General features: G+C 47.8%; 17 protein-coding genes. 16 read left to right on the top strand and 1 reads right to left on the bottom strand.

The window, feature by feature from the left end:
- Positions 1-5 precede the first annotated feature (5 nt).
- From AC4PM4_RS29610 to AC4PM4_RS29680, 15 genes are all read left to right on the top strand, one after another.
- Positions 6-776, top strand: a complete 771-nt coding sequence (locus AC4PM4_RS29610) for a type III pantothenate kinase (protein WP_072735831.1) — start codon at positions 6-8, stop codon at positions 774-776.
- 95 nt (positions 777-871) lie between these two features.
- On the top strand, positions 872-1,762 hold the full coding sequence (gene hslO, locus AC4PM4_RS29615; RefSeq protein ID WP_072735832.1) for an Hsp33 family molecular chaperone HslO: 891 nt from the start codon (positions 872-874) through the stop codon (positions 1,760-1,762).
- A gap of 24 nt (positions 1,763-1,786) precedes the next feature.
- Complete coding sequence (locus tag AC4PM4_RS29620; RefSeq protein ID WP_090811967.1) at positions 1,787-2,737, top strand: peptidyl-prolyl cis-trans isomerase; 951 nt, start codon at positions 1,787-1,789, stop codon at positions 2,735-2,737.
- 338 nt (positions 2,738-3,075) lie between these two features.
- The gene (gene cysK / locus AC4PM4_RS29625; protein ID WP_063567563.1) at positions 3,076-4,014 is read left to right on the top strand and encodes a cysteine synthase A; all 939 of its coding nucleotides are present in this window, start codon (positions 3,076-3,078) and stop codon (positions 4,012-4,014) included.
- 141 nt (positions 4,015-4,155) lie between these two features.
- Entirely contained in the window at positions 4,156-5,727 is a 1,572-nt protein-coding gene (locus AC4PM4_RS29630; protein WP_090811979.1) for an anthranilate synthase component I family protein, read from the top strand.
- A gap of 48 nt (positions 5,728-5,775) precedes the next feature.
- A complete protein-coding gene (pabA, locus tag AC4PM4_RS29635; RefSeq protein ID WP_063567564.1) occupies positions 5,776-6,351 on the top strand; it encodes an aminodeoxychorismate/anthranilate synthase component II in 576 nt (191 codons plus the stop codon).
- A gap of 2 nt (positions 6,352-6,353) precedes the next feature.
- Complete coding sequence (locus AC4PM4_RS29640; RefSeq protein WP_090811969.1) at positions 6,354-7,238, top strand: aminotransferase class IV; 885 nt, start codon at positions 6,354-6,356, stop codon at positions 7,236-7,238.
- Entirely contained in the window at positions 7,235-8,098 is an 864-nt protein-coding gene (gene folP / locus AC4PM4_RS29645; RefSeq protein ID WP_090811971.1) for a dihydropteroate synthase, read from the top strand. The genes AC4PM4_RS29640 and folP overlap by 4 nt, the downstream gene beginning before the upstream one ends.
- Positions 8,099-8,198: 100 nt before the next feature.
- Positions 8,199-8,561 (top strand): dihydroneopterin aldolase, encoded by a 363-nt coding sequence (gene folB, locus AC4PM4_RS29650; protein ID WP_053778905.1) that lies wholly within the window; start codon positions 8,199-8,201, stop codon positions 8,559-8,561.
- A gap of 9 nt (positions 8,562-8,570) precedes the next feature.
- Positions 8,571-9,119 carry a 2-amino-4-hydroxy-6-hydroxymethyldihydropteridine diphosphokinase gene (gene folK, locus AC4PM4_RS29655; protein WP_064641383.1) on the top strand — a complete coding sequence of 183 codons (549 nt, stop codon included), beginning with the start codon at positions 8,571-8,573 and terminating at the stop codon, positions 9,117-9,119.
- Positions 9,071-9,274: a helix-turn-helix domain-containing protein gene (locus AC4PM4_RS29660; protein WP_063568397.1), complete on the top strand. Its 204-nt coding sequence runs from the start codon at positions 9,071-9,073 to the stop codon at positions 9,272-9,274. Before folK ends, AC4PM4_RS29660 begins: the two co-directional genes overlap by 49 nt.
- Positions 9,275-9,387: 113 nt before the next feature.
- A complete protein-coding gene (dusB, locus tag AC4PM4_RS29665) occupies positions 9,388-10,407 on the top strand; it encodes a tRNA dihydrouridine synthase DusB (protein WP_090811973.1) in 1,020 nt (339 codons plus the stop codon).
- Between the two features lie 244 nt (positions 10,408-10,651).
- A complete protein-coding gene (gene greA, locus AC4PM4_RS29670) occupies positions 10,652-11,128 on the top strand; it encodes a transcription elongation factor GreA (protein ID WP_053778901.1) in 477 nt (158 codons plus the stop codon).
- A 121-nt stretch (positions 11,129-11,249) separates the two neighbouring features.
- Positions 11,250-12,767, top strand: a complete 1,518-nt coding sequence (lysS, locus tag AC4PM4_RS29675; RefSeq protein WP_064641381.1) for a lysine--tRNA ligase — start codon at positions 11,250-11,252, stop codon at positions 12,765-12,767.
- Positions 12,768-12,959: 192 nt separating this feature from the next.
- Entirely contained in the window at positions 12,960-14,297 is a 1,338-nt protein-coding gene (locus tag AC4PM4_RS29680) for a TrkH family potassium uptake protein (RefSeq protein ID WP_491615220.1), read from the top strand.
- A gap of 154 nt (positions 14,298-14,451) precedes the next feature.
- Here the strand turns inward: AC4PM4_RS29680 and AC4PM4_RS29685 are convergent, their stop codons facing one another.
- Positions 14,452-15,051 carry a TetR/AcrR family transcriptional regulator gene (locus AC4PM4_RS29685; RefSeq protein WP_064641379.1) on the bottom strand — a complete coding sequence of 200 codons (600 nt, stop codon included), beginning with the start codon at positions 15,049-15,051 and terminating at the stop codon, positions 14,452-14,454.
- 77 nt (positions 15,052-15,128) lie between these two features.
- On the opposite strand from AC4PM4_RS29685, the gene AC4PM4_RS29690 reads away from it, so the two are divergent.
- Positions 15,129-15,686, top strand: a complete 558-nt coding sequence (locus AC4PM4_RS29690; RefSeq protein ID WP_306291832.1) for a hypothetical protein — start codon at positions 15,129-15,131, stop codon at positions 15,684-15,686.
- Positions 15,687-15,922 lie beyond the last annotated feature (236 nt).

The raw sequence follows: 15,922 nt of genomic DNA on the forward strand, positions 1-15,922 counted from the left end.
CCTCTTTGATTCTTGTGGTAGACGTGGGCAACAGCAATATCGTACTCGGCGTGTATCAAGGCAGGGAGTTGCTCCACCATTTTCGCCTGAGTACATCCCGTCAGTCGACAGTGGATGAATACGGCGTATTGATTTATAATTTATTTCATATGTCGGGGATTTCAACACGCGACATTGAAGGTGTGATCATCTCATCCGTGGTTCCACCACTGGTGAATGTGATTGAAGCCATGTGTGAGAAATACGTAGGCAAAAAACCGCTACTCGTTGGGCCTGGTATTCGAACCGGCCTGAACCTGCGGTATGAGAATCCTCGTGAAGTTGGCGCGGATCGCATTGTTAATGCAGTAGCAGCCGTTGAGAAGTATGGCGGCCCTCTCGTTGTGGTCGATTTTGGTACAGCGACTACATTTGACTGTATTGACGAGAAAGGAAATTATCTGGGTGGGGCTATCGTACCCGGCATCCATATTGCAACCGAAGCACTCTATGAACGAGCGTCCAAGCTACCTCGTATTGAATTGGAGAAGCCCAAGAAAGTCATTGGTCGCAACACCATTCATGCGATGCAGGCCGGCATTATATTTGGTTATGCAGGACAGGTGGACGGCATTGTGGAGCGTATTCGCGAGGAAATGGGTGCCAAGCCTAGAGTCATTGCAACCGGAGGCCTTGCCAAGCTGATTGCAGAAGAAACACGCAGCATCGATGAAGTGGATCCGCTGCTTACGCTTGAAGGGCTGCGTATCGTTTATGAGCGGAACCGGGAAAGGTAAGAACAGAGACGGCAAACAGCGGGCTGAGGTTACAGTCTTATATGTTATGCCGTTTTTTCTATAACTGGCGATTACGCCAAAGGAGGCTGAATGACTTGGAAAACAACAACAAACAAGACCGGTTAATTCGCGGTACAGCAATGAACGGACGGGTTAGGGCCTTTGCTGTTCAAACGACGGAACTGGTTGAGGAATTGCGCAGAAGACATGATACGTTTCCCACGGCTACAGCAGCTATGGGGCGTACGGTTACAGCAGCATCCATTATGGGGGCTATGCTTAAGGGAGAAGAGAAGCTGACAATTCAAGTCAAAGGCGACGGCCCCATTGGACAGATTGTTGCCGATGCTAATGCGAAGGGTGAAGTTCGTGGCTATGTAAGCAATCCGCATGTACATCTGCCGAGCAACAGTATGGGCAAACTGGACGTTGCTGGCGCAGTCGGAACAGAGGGATTCGTGAACGTAACGAAGGATTTGGGGCTGAAAGAGCCTTATCGCGGCAGTGTGCCGATTATTTCAGGGGAACTTGGCGAAGACTTTACGTACTATTTTGCCAAATCGGAGCAGACGCCTTCTGCTGTAGGCGTTGGTGTACTAGTGGATACCGATAATTCGGTTATTGTAGCCGGTGGATTCATTGTACAGTTGCTTCCAGGTTTGATGGATGATGAGATTACGGTGATTGAAAATGCCATTGGTACAATGCCGCCAGTGACGTCTCTGTTGGCTGAGGGGCTTGAACTGGAAGCACTGCTTCGTCGCGTACTGCCTGATGTACAGGTCATGGACGAAATGGATATTCATTTCCACTGTGAGTGTTCACGTGAGCGGGTAGAGAAAACGTTGATCAGTCTGGGTCAATCCGAAATGGAACAATTGATTGAGGAAGAAGGCCAGGCTGAAGTGGTCTGCCAATTCTGCAATGAGGCTTACGATTTCAACAAGGAACAACTTGAAACCATCCTAGAGCAAGCCAAGAACTGATTTTATGCGGGGACGGGACGCGGAATGACAAGACAGGAAAAAGGGTTATGGGCGGCTGTAATTGTCTTGACGCTTGGAATGCTGGTGATGGGTTCGGTTATGGTTGTGCAAGGCTTACGAAATGGACGTGAAGGAGCAGATTCGCCTCAGGATACCAATCAAGAAGAGGGAAATGCGGTAGCAACGATCAATGGGGAGGTCATCACCGACAAGGAATGGACCGAGGCATTGAAACGGCGCTATGGCAGTGAATTGCTGCTCCAGATGCTCAATCGTAAAGCTGTATATGCAGAAGCGCTCGATCGTAATCTGACGGTGACTCCCAAAGAAATTGCGAAGGAACTTGCCGCGGCCATGGATGGATATGATTCGGAGAAGGCATATTTTGACGAGATGCAGTCCCAACTGGGTTTATCCAGGCAAGATCTTGAGTTGGAGGCAGGATACCGACTTCTGCTTGAGAAAATCGCGACGAGCGGTATACAGATCAAGGATGCAGATATTGAGCATTATTGGAACGAACACCATGAAGACTATGTTTCCCCAGAAAAATATGATCTGTCTATCATTGTATTGAAGGAAGAGGAACAGGCTGAATCAGTCCTGGATGCGCTCGACAAGGGAGCAGACTTTGAAGAAACCGCGCGTAATGAATCGACGGACACTTACTCCCGTGATGCGGGTGGTCGTCTGGGATGGGTTGAGCAGAACGATCCGTTTCAGTCCGAAGCGATCCTCAAACTTGCAGCTCAACTGGACGTTGGCGATATTGCAGGGCCGGTGAAGGTGGAAGAAGGATACGCCATCATTAAAATGAATGACAAACAACAGCGTCAGGTGCAACCTGCAGAAGAGGTTCGCGAAGAAATTCGGATGCAGCTTGCTCTCAGCCAGGCTGATCCCCTGCCCCAGGTGGAGGAAAGGCTGCGGAGCAAGTATGAAGCTGTCATCATCGCTGAAATTCCGGCATCCTGATTATCCTGCAAACGAATGTCCTACTGCATCTTGATAAAAATACTCTGTCTACGGCCTTAGGGCCCAGGGCGGAGTATTTTTTTGAGTACTCATATTGACAATAGGGTGTAACGTTGATAAGATAAAAATAATCAAAAACCTACTCATTTACTCGGAATAAAACCATTTATATGAACAAAGAAATCTTCGAAAACCCAGGTTCTGTCCGATTTATTGCAGACGGAATGAACTCAGGCGGATTTCCGAAGTTCTTCTATAACATCTAGAGGCTGCTCGGCCACACATGTATATGGCAACAGGACTTAAGTAGTATTCATCCCACTAAGGAGGGCATTCATATGGCTAAAGTAGTTAATAACGTAACAGAACTTATCGGAGGTACTCCGCTTGTTCGTCTGAACCGTATCGTACCTGAAGGCAGTGCTGAAGTATTCGTGAAACTGGAATACCAGAATCCAGGTTCAAGCGTCAAAGACCGTATCGCGATTAGCATCGTGGAAGAAGCGGAAAAAGAAGGCAAGCTGAAACCGGGTGATACCATTATCGAAGCAACAAGTGGTAACACAGGAATTGGACTGGCTATGGTGGCTGCAGCCAAAGGCTATAAGTCTGTTATTGTTATGCCGGAAACGATGAGCATGGAGCGTCGTAACCTGCTTCGCGCCTATGGAGCTGAGCTTGTGCTCACACCGGGAGCCGAAGGTATGAATGGTGCAGTTAAAAAAGCTGAGGAATTGCTTAAGGAAAATCCATCTTATTTCATGGCTGAGCAATTTAAAAATAAAGCCAACGTGAAGATCCACCGTGAAACGACTGGCCCTGAGATTGTTGAAGCTATTCAATCTGTAGGCGGTACATTGGATGCTTTCGTTGCAGGAATCGGGACAGGCGGAACGATTACAGGTACAGGTGAAGTATTGAAGGAATCATACCCTGGGATTAAAATCGTTGCCGTTGAACCAGCAGCTTCGCCAATCTTGGCAGGTGGCAAACCGGGTCCTCACAAAATTCAAGGGATCGGTGCTAACTTTATTCCTGAGATTCTTGATCAGGAAATCTATGACGAGATCATTCACATCGAGAATGATGATGCGTTCGAGACGGCTCGTCAGGTAGCGAAGGAAGAAGGTATTCTATCCGGTATTTCTTCCGGTGCAGCCATCCGCGCAGGTCTGCAAGTGGCTAAACAGTTGGGTGCAGGCAAACGCGTTGTCGTGATCGTGCCAAGTAACGGCGAACGTTACCTCAGTACACCACTTTACAACTTCGAAGCTTAAGCCTAACAAGTGATGAAACAAATCCTCCTTGCCCGCATGCCGGGTGTGGAGGATTTTTTGCTGAATGCTTTTAAAAGCAGCGGCGCTTTAGTATACTATCAGACAATAGAACTAGTGACAGATGGAGGGCGGCAAACCGCAATGACACACCTGATGACAACATACGCCGACTGGACAGAGTGGGCCGGAAAAGGTTGGACCATGATGCCGTATATGATTAAGTCGGATAAGGGACCGTATCATGGCGGTTTACCGTTAACGTGGGAAGCAGCCTGGCAGCAGGCGTCACCCTATGCAATGGTGTTGGAGAATGGTAAAGGCGGAAGGTATACCTTTCTGGGATTAAACCCGGTATCCGTTATCTCCGGCAAGGGCAACGAAGCTGTTATTCATGATCTTATTCAAGGAGGTACCCGAACGGACGGTGGTAAACCACTTGAAGTATTAAAAAGGTGGGCTGCGCCATACAAGGCACCAAAGGTGAGCGGGGCTCCAGACTTTGGTGGTGGATGTGCAGGCTATCTAAGCTATGACGTAGCCAGATCCCTGGAAAAGCTGCCAACCTTGGCAGAAGACAACCCGGCACTTCCGGATTATTGGTGGATGCGTTTTGAAGAAATATGGGCGTATGATCATGAACAGCAGGCGCTGTTCTGCATGGTTCATCTGACTGTACAGCCGGATCAGGATGAAGCTCAGCTTCGCAAGCTGTACGCAGAAGCAGAAGAGCGAGCAGCAGCCATGCAGCAGCGATGGCTGCATATTCTGGGCTTTGCCCAGGCGGAAGAGCAGCAGCAGGCATTGGAGCATCGCCATAGCCACATTCATCTCACTGCGCAATCAGCGGATTCGGAGCGGGAAACGGAAGGATGGCACACCTCCTTTCCTCAAGAGGACTTTGAGCAGGCGGTACGTACAGTGCAGGAATATATCCGGCAGGGGGATGTGTTTCAAGTGAATCTGTCCTTGCGGCAGGAAAAACGTCTCAAGTCCAGTGCAGAGCACATCTATGAATGGCTTCGTCTAGTAAATCCCTCTCCCTACATGGGATTGCTGCGTAGTCCGGATTTCCAACTGGTGAGCGGTTCGCCTGAATTGCTAGTCAAAGTGGATCATGGCAAGGTGAGTGCTCGTCCGATCGCAGGAACACGGAGAAGAGGCCGGGATGAAGCTGAGGATGAGTTGATGGCCGCTGAGCTGCTGAACAGTGAGAAGGAGCGGGCAGAGCATATTATGCTGGTCGATCTGGAGCGGAATGATATCGGACGAATTGCAGCTTATGGATCAGTGCATGTGCCTGAACTGATGACGATCGAGAAGTATTCGCATGTTATGCATCTGGTGTCTCAAGTTGAGGGAACGCTGGCCGAGGGACTATCCGTATTTGATGTAATCGCAGCGACGTTCCCAGGTGGAACGATTACGGGTGCACCCAAAGTTCGCACCATGGAAATCATTGAAGAACTGGAGCCTGTGCGTCGTGGACCGTATACAGGTTCGATTGGGTGGCTGGACTACAGTGGCAATATGGAATTGAACATCATCATTCGTACACTTTCCATTAAAGATGGAGTGGGATATGTACAGGCAGGAGCAGGCATCGTTATTGACTCCGATCCATATCGGGAATATAAGGAGTGCCGGAACAAAGCAAGAGCCATGATGAGGGCTGTGAATTACAGCGAGGAAGCTGAAGCCGTTAAATTAAAATAATCAAGCAGCCGTCCCCTGTGTGGACGGAAGAACAGGAGGAACAACGATATGATACTGGTTATCGACAATTATGATTCCTTCACGTACAACCTGGTTCAATATCTGGGTGAACTGGGGGAGACGGTGGAAGTTCGCCGTAACGATGAAATTGATCTGGCAGGCATCGAGGCATTGGCACCTGATCATATTTTGATCTCACCCGGTCCTTGTACTCCGAATGAGGCAGGCATTAGTCTGGCGGTCATTGATCAATTCAAGGGTAGTATTCCGATCTTTGGCGTATGTCTGGGACATCAGGCGATTGGACAGGCTTTCGGAGGTAATGTTATTCGTGCGGACCGCATGATGCATGGCAAAACATCGGAGATGCATCATAACGGAACATCCGTATTTACCGGATTACCATCTCCCTTTACGGCAACGCGTTATCACTCTTTGATCGTGGAGCGCAGCAGTCTGCCAGATTGTCTGGAGATTACGGCCGAGACGGCGGAAGGCGAGATTATGGGCTTGCGTCACAAGGAATATGCGATTGAAGGTGTTCAGTTCCATCCCGAATCCATCATTACGGATCACGGTCATCAAATGCTGCGTAACTTCCTGTCTCAGCAGGTAAAGGTATAGAGATGAAATATGCCGCGATAAACGGAGAATTGGTCAATATGGCGGCAGCCGTGGTTCCGGTGACGGATCACGGCTTTTTGTACGGACTCGGATTGTTCGAGACGTTTCGAACGTATCAGGGAGTTCCTTTTCTGCTGGAACGTCATTTGGAGCGGATGGCTGCAGGGTGTCGTGAACTGGGCATTCCTTTCACAGCAACAGCAGCGGAGGTAACGGAATGGATCAAAAGTGTACTGCTTGCTAACGAACTCCAGGATGCCTATGTGCGATATACGGTATCTGCGGGCGAAGCCCCGCTGGGGCTACCTTCGGGGGATTATGTGAAACCCAATCATATCGTATTGGCAAAAGCACTACCTGGACCCTCTCCATCTCTATATGAAAATGGTAAAATGCTTCAACGTCTGTCGACGCCCCGTAACACGCCTGAAGGAGAAGTGCGGTTCAAATCGCTGCATTACATGAACAGCATCTTGGCGAAACGGGAACTGAACGGATACGGGCAGCATGTACAAAGTGCGGAAGGTCTGCAATTAACTCGAGATGGCTACATAGCTGAGGGGATTGTCAGCAATGTGTTCTGGGTGAGACAGGGCGTACTCTACACGCCAGCACTTGCGACTGGCATTTTGCCGGGAATCACCAGAGCCGTTGTACTGGAGCTTGCAGTTCACCAAGGAATACCTTGCCAGGAAGGATTGTTCCCTTGGGAGGAGCTGTTACAGGCAGATGAGATCTTTTTGACAGGCTCTGTTGCTGAAATCGTTCCAATTACTACATTGCGGGATGAGGATGGAACGGAAACGGTAATCAGCAGCGGACATATAGGCCCGGTTACAGAAGTACTTCTGGGTATGTACCGGCAGAAAGCGGGGTATACTTCATGACACTTACACCAGTCATCTATGAACGGAATTATGCGTGGGGGCCAGCAGAGCTAAAACTTGGCACACGTACACTTATTATGGGCATTCTGAATGTCACACCGGACTCCTTCTCGGATGGGGGACGTTATATCAATGTGGAGCGTGCAGTGGCTCACGCCATTCAGATGATGGAAGATGGCGCGGATCTCATTGATATTGGCGGGGAATCTACACGTCCAGGTTCAGATATCGTTGGCGCTGATGAAGAGCTCAGCCGGATCATTCCGGTCATTGAAGCACTGCGGCAGCAGGCTCCACATATTCCGATATCGGTAGACACCTATAAAGCGGATGTCGCTCGCCAGGCTATTCAGGCTGGAGCGCACATCATCAATGATGTGTGGGGTGCCAAGGCTGACCCGGAGATGGCACGCACTGCGGCAGAACTGGGATGTCCTCTGATCCTAATGCACAACCGGCAAGAACGAGACTATACCAACTATTTGGTTGATGTAGTCCGTAATCTTGAGGAGAGTATACAGATTGCGCTAGAGGCCGGAGTACATCCCGATCAGATTATTCTGGACCCGGGCATTGGCTTCGTGAAAGATCTGAACGAAAACCTAGTGCTCATGTCATCGCTCCGGTTGCTCAATGAGATGGGCTATCCCGTTTTGCTTGCCACCTCGCGTAAAAGATTCATTCAGAACACCTTACAGGTACAGGCGGATGATGCGCTGGAGGGTACAGCCGCTACGGTTGCTTTTGGCATAGCCCAAGGATGCCAGATGGTCCGGGTCCATGATGTGAAGCCGATTCGGCGCACGGTGGACATGTGTGATGCCATGTTGTATGCATCTCCAGGCTTGCGGAGGAAATGATGCTGGCGGGTCAAGTGACCCGTGCAGTGGAAGCGCAGCGTTTTGCAATAAGAACAAACATCGAACCATGAATTCATTATATAGAGGGCAGGCGGAACTTATGGATAGAATGGTAATGCATCGAATGGAGTATTACGGATATCACGGCGTATTTGCCGAGGAACGGAAGCTGGGGGCGCGTTATTATATTGATTTGGAGATCGATATGGATCTGGGTGAGGCTGGGCGTAACGATGATTTAACCAAAACCATCAATTATGCGGAGATCCATGAGCTGGTCAAACAGATCGTTGAAAATAAATCATTCCAGTTAATTGAAGCTTTGGGCGAACATATTGCATCTTCTTTACTAGACACTTATACTATTATCAATGCACTGACAGTCAAGGTGACGAAGCCGCATCCGCCTTTCGATATTCATTTTGGGGGCGTAACTGTAGAGCTTCGCCGCACAAGAAAGTGAGAACCGATCATGATTGCACATTCGACCTCTGAATCTTCAGAGGCTTATATTGCTTTAGGGGCTAATTTGGGTGACCGGGAACAGACGCTGCTTGAGGCGTTAACGTTGTTGGATGCACATCCTCATATATCTGTCCTGCGCTGTTCTGCGCTATATGAAACGGAGCCGGTAGGTTATGTGGACCAGCCAGCGTTTCTGAATATGGCAACTGCGGTACAGACTACACTTTTGCCGGAGCAGCTGCTCACGGAACTGCTGGATATTGAAACACGGCTTGGGCGGGTTCGTGATATCCGTTGGGGCCCTCGTACAGTCGATTTGGATCTGCTTTGGATGGATGGAGAGACGAGTGATACCGACCGGCTGCAATTACCACATCCACGGATGGGTGAACGGGCGTTTGTATTGGTGCCACTGGCTGATATCGTAACCGAAGATGAGCATTCAGGTTTGTATACCTTTGTACAATCATCGTTGTCTGTACTGGATGGAAAGGATGGAATACAGCTTTGGAAAACGTGCAATTGGCCAATCGAATCCGGGCTTTCCGGAAGCTGAAAGGTTTAACACAACAGGAACTCGCTGCTGAGACGGGCATATCGCTGGCCATTCTGGGTATGATTGAACGAGGCAACCGCAAAGTAGTTGAACGGGAGCTGAATCTAATTGCCGGGGTGCTGTCGATCAGCATTGAGGAGTTACAGGGGAACTAAGGTCGCTTTTTACTAATAAGAAAATATCGTCATTATTCGTTTATTTTATACAAACTAAAACACAACCAGGATTCATGCAAGAGTCGGATTTAAAAAGGAGTGGAACGACTACCATGCTTAAAATTGGTGACATTGAAATGAAAAACCAGGTTGTACTTGCGCCGATGGCTGGCGTGTGTAATCCGGCTTTTCGTCTGATCGCAAAAGAATTTGGAACAGGCCTCGTATGTGCGGAGATGGTTAGTGGCAAAGCCATCGTGCATGGTAACAAGCGTACACGTGAGATGTTATTTGTAGATGAGCGTGAGAAACCGCTGAGCCTGCAAATTTGGGGGGGAGATCGTCAAGCCCTCGTAGAAGCAGCAAAAATTGTGGACAAAGAAACCAATGCTGACATCATCGACATCAACATGGGATGCCCTGTGCCAAAAGTGACGAGCTGTGATGCAGGTGCACGCTGGTTGCTTGATCCGAACAAAATTTATGAAATGGTATCTGCTGTTGTGGACGCTGTAGATAAGCCCGTTACAGTCAAGATGCGGATCGGCTGGGATAACGAGCATATCTACGTAGTTGAGAATGCACTTGCGGTTGAACGTGCTGGCGGACAAGCGGTAAGTGTTCACGGCCGTACACGTGAGCAGCTCTACACAGGCACAGCGGACTGGTCACACATCAAAAATGTCAAAGAGGCTGTCTCCATCCCGGTTATCGGGAACGGAGATGTATCTTCACCGGAAGATGCCCGTCGTATGTTGGATGAAACGGGTTGTGACGGAGTTATGATCGGTCGTGCCGCCCTGGGTAACCCATGGATGTTGTATCGGACCATTCAATACTTGAGTTCCGGGGAACTGCTTCCTGACCCGAATGGGGAAGAGAAGATTCGGGTTGCCATATTGCATATGGACCGTCTGATAGCACTGAAGGGTGAGGCTGTTGCTGTTCGCGAGATGCGTAAACACCTGGCTTGGTATCTGAAAGGTCTGAAAGGATCTGCCCGTATCAAAGACGTTATTATGGAAGAAACCAAACGTGATGAGATGGTGCACATTCTGGAGAACTTTGTAGGCCAGCTGCATATGGAAGGCAATCTGGAGTCAGAACCAGCACTAGCCGAAAATGCATCCTGATCTCCTGCTGTAAAACGTTTACAGCTATAGGGGGCGTAACATTGACTTTTCGAGACCGTTACCCTATAATTTCACAGTATAAATTCGCCATGTGCGTCATAAGGCTAGTGCATCAGGAGGAACGTTCTGTTTCTCCGGAGAACTTCATATAGTTTTGAAGATGTATGCGGGCGGAGCTCTGTAAACAGCACTGGTTCCGTTGCCGTGCAATCAAATTATTCCCATGACAGGAGAATCGGTTGAGATGAGCGATAAGGAAGTTATCCTTACACCAGAGGGTCTTAAGAAGCTTGAAGAAGAACTGGAAATGCTGAAATCAGTGAAGCGCCGCGAAGTGGCTGAACGGATTAAGGTAGCCATCGGGTATGGAGATATTAGTGAAAACTCCGAATACGAAGACGCGAAGAACGAACAGGCTTTCATTGAAGGCCGCGTTATTACGTTGGAGAAATTGCTTCGGAACGCACGGATTATCAACAGCGACGAGATCGATACCGAAGCTGTAAGCGTGGGTGCAACAGTCACTGTAGAAGATCTGGAATTCGGTGATATCACGGAATATACGATTGTAGGTTCTGCGGAGTCCAATCCGCTGCAAAACAAAATATCGAACGAAAGCCCAGTTGGCAAAGCCATTCTGGGCAAGAAAAAAGGTACGGTTGTTGATGTAAGTGTGCCTGCTGGCGTAATTCAATATAAAATTGTAGACATCAAAAAGTAATATAAGCAATGAAGCAGTCGGGTACGGAGACAAAAGCTTCCTTAGGGAAGCTTTTTTCAACATTTGAGGCAGAATACCTCTGAAGATGCCTGCAATGTAAATAAGGAGATGAATATAGATCATGACGGATGAAGTCTTGAATCAGGAAACCGAAACCGAACTAAGTGAGCTTTTACAAATTCGCCGCGACAAATTGGACGAGCTCCGCAAATTGGGGATCGACCCTTTTGGCCAAAAATACGTACGTACGGAAGAAGCCGGCTCCATTCTGAAGAAGTATGAAGAACTGACCAAGGAAGAGCTGGAAGAGAAGCACATCGAAGTCAGTATTGCCGGACGGATTATGGCGAAGCGGGGAATGGGTAAAGCGAGCTTTGCACATATTCAGGACCTGAGCGGCAGAATCCAGATCTATGTTCGTCAGGATACTGTACCGGAAGACAAATACGCCGCGTTCAGCCTGCTCGATTTAGGGGATATTGTAGGTGTCTCTGGGGTAATCTTCAAAACCAAGACAGGTGAAACTTCGGTTAAAGTTCAAAATCTCGAAGTATTGTCCAAGTCACTTTACCCACTTCCGGATAAATATCATGGACTCGCGGATGTAGAGCTGCGTTACCGCCAGCGCTATGTTGACCTGATTATGAATCGTGAAGTGCAGCAGACCTTCATTACTCGTTCCAAAATCATTCAGTCGATGCGCCGTTACCTAGATTCTCTGGGCTATCTGGAAGTCGAAACTCCGACGCTGCACACCATCGCTGGTGGTGCCGCTGCGCGTCCATTCATCACGCATCATAATGCGCTTGATATGGAATTGTACATGCGGATTGCGATTGAGCTTCACCTGAAACGTCTGATTGTAGGCGGTCTGGAGAAGGTATATGAGATCGGCCGTGTATACCGTAATGAAGGGATGTCGACACGTCATAACCCTGAGTTCACAATGATTGAACTTTATGAGGCATATGCCGATTATCAGGATATTATGCGTTTGACTGAGAATCTTGTTGCTCACATCGCACAGGAAGTGCTTGGTACGCAAGTTATCCAATATGCAGACTATCAAGTGGATCTTACACCACAATGGCGCCGTGTAACGATGGTAGACGCGGTTAAGGAAGTTGTAGGCGTGGACTTCTCCGTGCACATGACGAACGAGGAAGCTCATCGTTTGGCGAAAGAACATAAAGTTCCGGTTGAAAAGCATATGACATTTGGTCATATTCTGAATGCATTCTTCGAACATTTTGTAGAAGAGACATTGATTCAACCAACCTTTATTATGGGGCACCCGGTTGAGATTTCTCCGCTGGCGAAGAAGAGCGATGCAGATCCACGTTTCACGGACCGCTTCGAGCTGTTTATCGTTGGACGTGAGCATGCAAATGCATTTACAGAGCTGAATGATCCAATCGATCAACGTCAGCGCTTTGAGGCACAATTGCTGGAGAAAGAACACGGGAACGACGAAGCGCACGAAATGGATGATGATTTCATCCGTGCGCTCGAATATGGTATGCCACCAACAGGTGGACTGGGAATCGGTATCGACCGTCTGATCATGTTGTTGACCAATTCGCCGTCCATTCGTGACGTACTGCTCTTCCCGCACATGCGTCCTCGTACACAGGATTAAATAAGGAACGTTTAACTCGTTCATAATAGAAGAGGAACCTGCCGTTCAGTATGATGCTGGTGGCAAGTTCCTCTTTAGGTTTACATAGGCATTGAAAGTGACAGATTCGTCGAAACAACATGTGTGACTAAAGTGTGGTGACAGAATTTTGTTCGCCTACCTGCTTGTATTATGTTAAAAGAGGTGCCCTCCATGAAGTTTAGGCTTCACATTGCTAAATTCCTATCACCCCCATTGATTCTGGTTGGTGGTTTTATGCTTATTATCATGATCGGTACGATTCTGCTCATGTTACCTATCTCCAATCAAAGCGGCGAGCATTTGGCGTTTATTGATGCGCTTTTTACTTCTACCTCTGCCGCATGTGTAACCGGGCTGGTCGTTGTGGATGTAGGGACGACTTTCAACCTGTTTGGTCAAATCGTGATTATGGTGCTTATGCAGCTAGGTGGACTTGGCTTCATGACCATCGCAACGTTGTTTGCATTAGTATTGGGTAAGCGTATCTCGCTAAAGGACAGGCTTCTGCTGAAAGAGGCTATCAACGCTGACAGTATGGAAGGCATTGTACGTATTATCCGCAAAGTGCTCATTTTTTCGTTTACCATTGAAGGGGTGGCTGCTGTTATATTGGCACTACGCTGGGCAACGGAGATGCCCTTTTGGCAGGCGGTATACTATGGGGCGTTTCACTCGGTTTCATTATTTAATAATGGTGGTTTCGATCTGTTTGGCAACAGTTTTCAGTATTATACAGGGGACTGGTTGTTTAACCTGACAGCTTCCGTGCTGGTTGTATCGGGTGGACTCGGCTTTGTGGTGCTGAATGATTTGTTTGAGTTCCGCAAGCGCCGTCGCTTATCGTTGCAGTCCAAACTGGTATTGTCCGTATCAGGTGCACTGATTGGTATTGGAGCAATTGTACTGTTTGTATTTGAGTTCACCAATGGACACACACTGGCGTGTCTAAGTTGGAGTGAAAAGATATACGCCTCGTTCTTCCAATCGGTCTCTACACGTTCGTCGGGTACGAGCACCATTGATATTACCGAGATGAGGCAGGCCACCCAGTTCTTCTTCATTCTGTTGATGTTCATTGGGGCATCTCCGGGATCAACCGGGGGTGGGATCAAGACGACAACGTTCCTGATCATGATTGGAGCGGTGTATGCCATGATTCGTGGCAATAAAGATATTGTATTTTTCCGTCAGCGTGTTCCGAAAGATTTGCTGATGAGAGCATTGACGATTATTATGGTTTCCTTGATCATATTCATGGTTGTAGTAATGCTACTACTTACCACAGAGGATGCACCGTTCCTTTCACTTATGTTTGAAGCGGCCTCGGCAATTGGGACAGTAGGTCTGTCGGTGGGAGTAACGCATGAATTAACGGTATGGGGAAAAGTGATTATCGCCTTCACGATGTTTATCGGACGTATTGGACCACTAACCATTGCATACGCGCTTCGTCCGCGCAAAGAGAAAAAGTTGTATCGCCATCCGGAGGGCCGAATTATTATTGGATAAAAAGAAAAACCGTCACGCATTTAGGAGGCTAACCCTATTATGGATACATAGGTTAGTTACAACTAATGCCTGACGGTTTTTTGTTTCATAGAAGTTATTACTCGGTTCTTGCTGATACGAAGGATTGAACTGTATTTAATTATGTGACCGAATGTTATTCTGCATCCCGGCATAACGTTGCAAGATGTGTGGTAAGGATGTTCTCCATAATCTTGGTGTTCATCTGGTCAGGACGAAGAATCGCATGAATTCCCAAACCGTCGACCAGTGCGTACAGCCTTTCAATTTCCAGTTCCTTGTCGATGTCTGTTCGGCAGAGATTGAGTTCCATGAGGTAGGTGATAACTTTTGCCATCGCGTGTCTGAGCTCATTATAGACTTTGTCGGCATGCTCTTTGAGAACAGGGTCACTCTTGGACTTGGCTGTAAAAGCGTACCACACCTCCATTTCGGCCATTTTTTCATCCGTACTTGGCAAGAGTTCTAACAACAGAAGCTTCATATTCTCCAAAGGAGATGCATCAAAGGAAATCTGTGTGATTCGATTCGATACCCGTTCGGATACCAGATTCATTGCGTATAGGAGTAGTTCTGATTGGGTTGAAAAGTAGTGGCGCATAGACCCGGCCGATATTCCAGCTTCTACCGCAATATTTCGAACGGAGGCCTGTTCCATGCCATCTCTTCGGATGACACGCCAAGCCGCTTCGGCTACGAGCAGACGTTGTTTATCGTGATCAACTATTTTAGGCATAAAAAGATTATATCATTGTTGATTATTATAATACAAACGTGTTAAATTATATTTAATACATTCGTATTATAAAAGGAGTGAATCATTTGATTGCCTATTTTATTATTGGATGTGAGATTGCCTTCTGGGTATTTGTCGCTTCAGGTCTGAGTGTGCGTTATCTGTTTGGGATGAAACGGACAGGGGTCGCGCTGTTAATGGCAACGCCCATTGTGGATGTTCTTCTTATGGTAGCGACGGTGATGGATCTTCAACGGGGTGCTACGGCAAGTATGGTTCACGGCATTGCAGCTATATATATAGGTGTGAGTATTGCTTATGGTCATCAGATGATCGCTTGGGCTGATCGTTATTTCCTTTACTGGTTTAAGGGAGGGGATAATCCTCGGAGCAGCAAGGTGTATGGCAGCGAGCATGCTAGTCGTGAAAGAGTGGGATGGCTTAGACATCTATTGGCTTGGGGTATAGGTAGCTTGTTCTTGCTCGCGATGATCTGGTGGATTGGGGATACGGAGCGTACTGCGGCATTTTCTAATCTCATAAGAGTATGGGGGATTATACTGGGGATCGATTTTATAATCAGCTTCAGTTATAGCTTATGGCCGCGAAAGATGCCTGTGGAGAAATTGAAGTAACATATAATCGGATAGGGCGGGAGGAACATGCGGATTATCCATGGAGGAAAGGTGAATCACATGTTCTGGGAAGAGAGTGTTTAATAAGGATTGAAGGGATCTTAAATAACTCCGGCATTAAGTGAATAGCTATACGAGAGACTAAATATAATTTATTGAAAATAAAGCTTGCGTTCCCAACCTGTACATGGTATATTCTAATTCCGGCCAAGAAAACACGAGAAACACGGTGCGGC

The organism is Paenibacillus sp. MDV22-iso6 (assembly GCF_058408365.1).

What these genes read in the sequence shown, in the direction of transcription:
- AC4PM4_RS29685 (WP_064641379.1), bottom strand. Translation starts at nt 15,051, where the DNA reads ATGCCTAAAATAGTTGATCACGATAAACAACGTCTGCTCGTAGCCGAA.
- folB (WP_053778905.1), top strand. Translation starts at nt 8,199, where the DNA reads ATGGATAGAATGGTAATGCATCGAATGGAGTATTACGGATATCACGGC.
- lysS (WP_064641381.1), top strand. Translation starts at nt 11,250, where the DNA reads ATGACGGATGAAGTCTTGAATCAGGAAACCGAAACCGAACTAAGTGAG.
- folP (WP_090811971.1), top strand. Translation starts at nt 7,235, where the DNA reads ATGACACTTACACCAGTCATCTATGAACGGAATTATGCGTGGGGGCCA.
- AC4PM4_RS29640 (WP_090811969.1), top strand. Translation starts at nt 6,354, where the DNA reads ATGAAATATGCCGCGATAAACGGAGAATTGGTCAATATGGCGGCAGCC.
- cysK (WP_063567563.1), top strand. Translation starts at nt 3,076, where the DNA reads ATGGCTAAAGTAGTTAATAACGTAACAGAACTTATCGGAGGTACTCCG.
- AC4PM4_RS29630 (WP_090811979.1), top strand. Translation starts at nt 4,156, where the DNA reads ATGACACACCTGATGACAACATACGCCGACTGGACAGAGTGGGCCGGA.
- folK (WP_064641383.1), top strand. Translation starts at nt 8,571, where the DNA reads ATGATTGCACATTCGACCTCTGAATCTTCAGAGGCTTATATTGCTTTA.
- dusB (WP_090811973.1), top strand. Translation starts at nt 9,388, where the DNA reads ATGCTTAAAATTGGTGACATTGAAATGAAAAACCAGGTTGTACTTGCG.
- AC4PM4_RS29620 (WP_090811967.1), top strand. Translation starts at nt 1,787, where the DNA reads ATGACAAGACAGGAAAAAGGGTTATGGGCGGCTGTAATTGTCTTGACG.
- greA (WP_053778901.1), top strand. Translation starts at nt 10,652, where the DNA reads ATGAGCGATAAGGAAGTTATCCTTACACCAGAGGGTCTTAAGAAGCTT.
- pabA (WP_063567564.1), top strand. Translation starts at nt 5,776, where the DNA reads ATGATACTGGTTATCGACAATTATGATTCCTTCACGTACAACCTGGTT.
- AC4PM4_RS29680 (WP_491615220.1), top strand. Translation starts at nt 12,960, where the DNA reads ATGAAGTTTAGGCTTCACATTGCTAAATTCCTATCACCCCCATTGATT.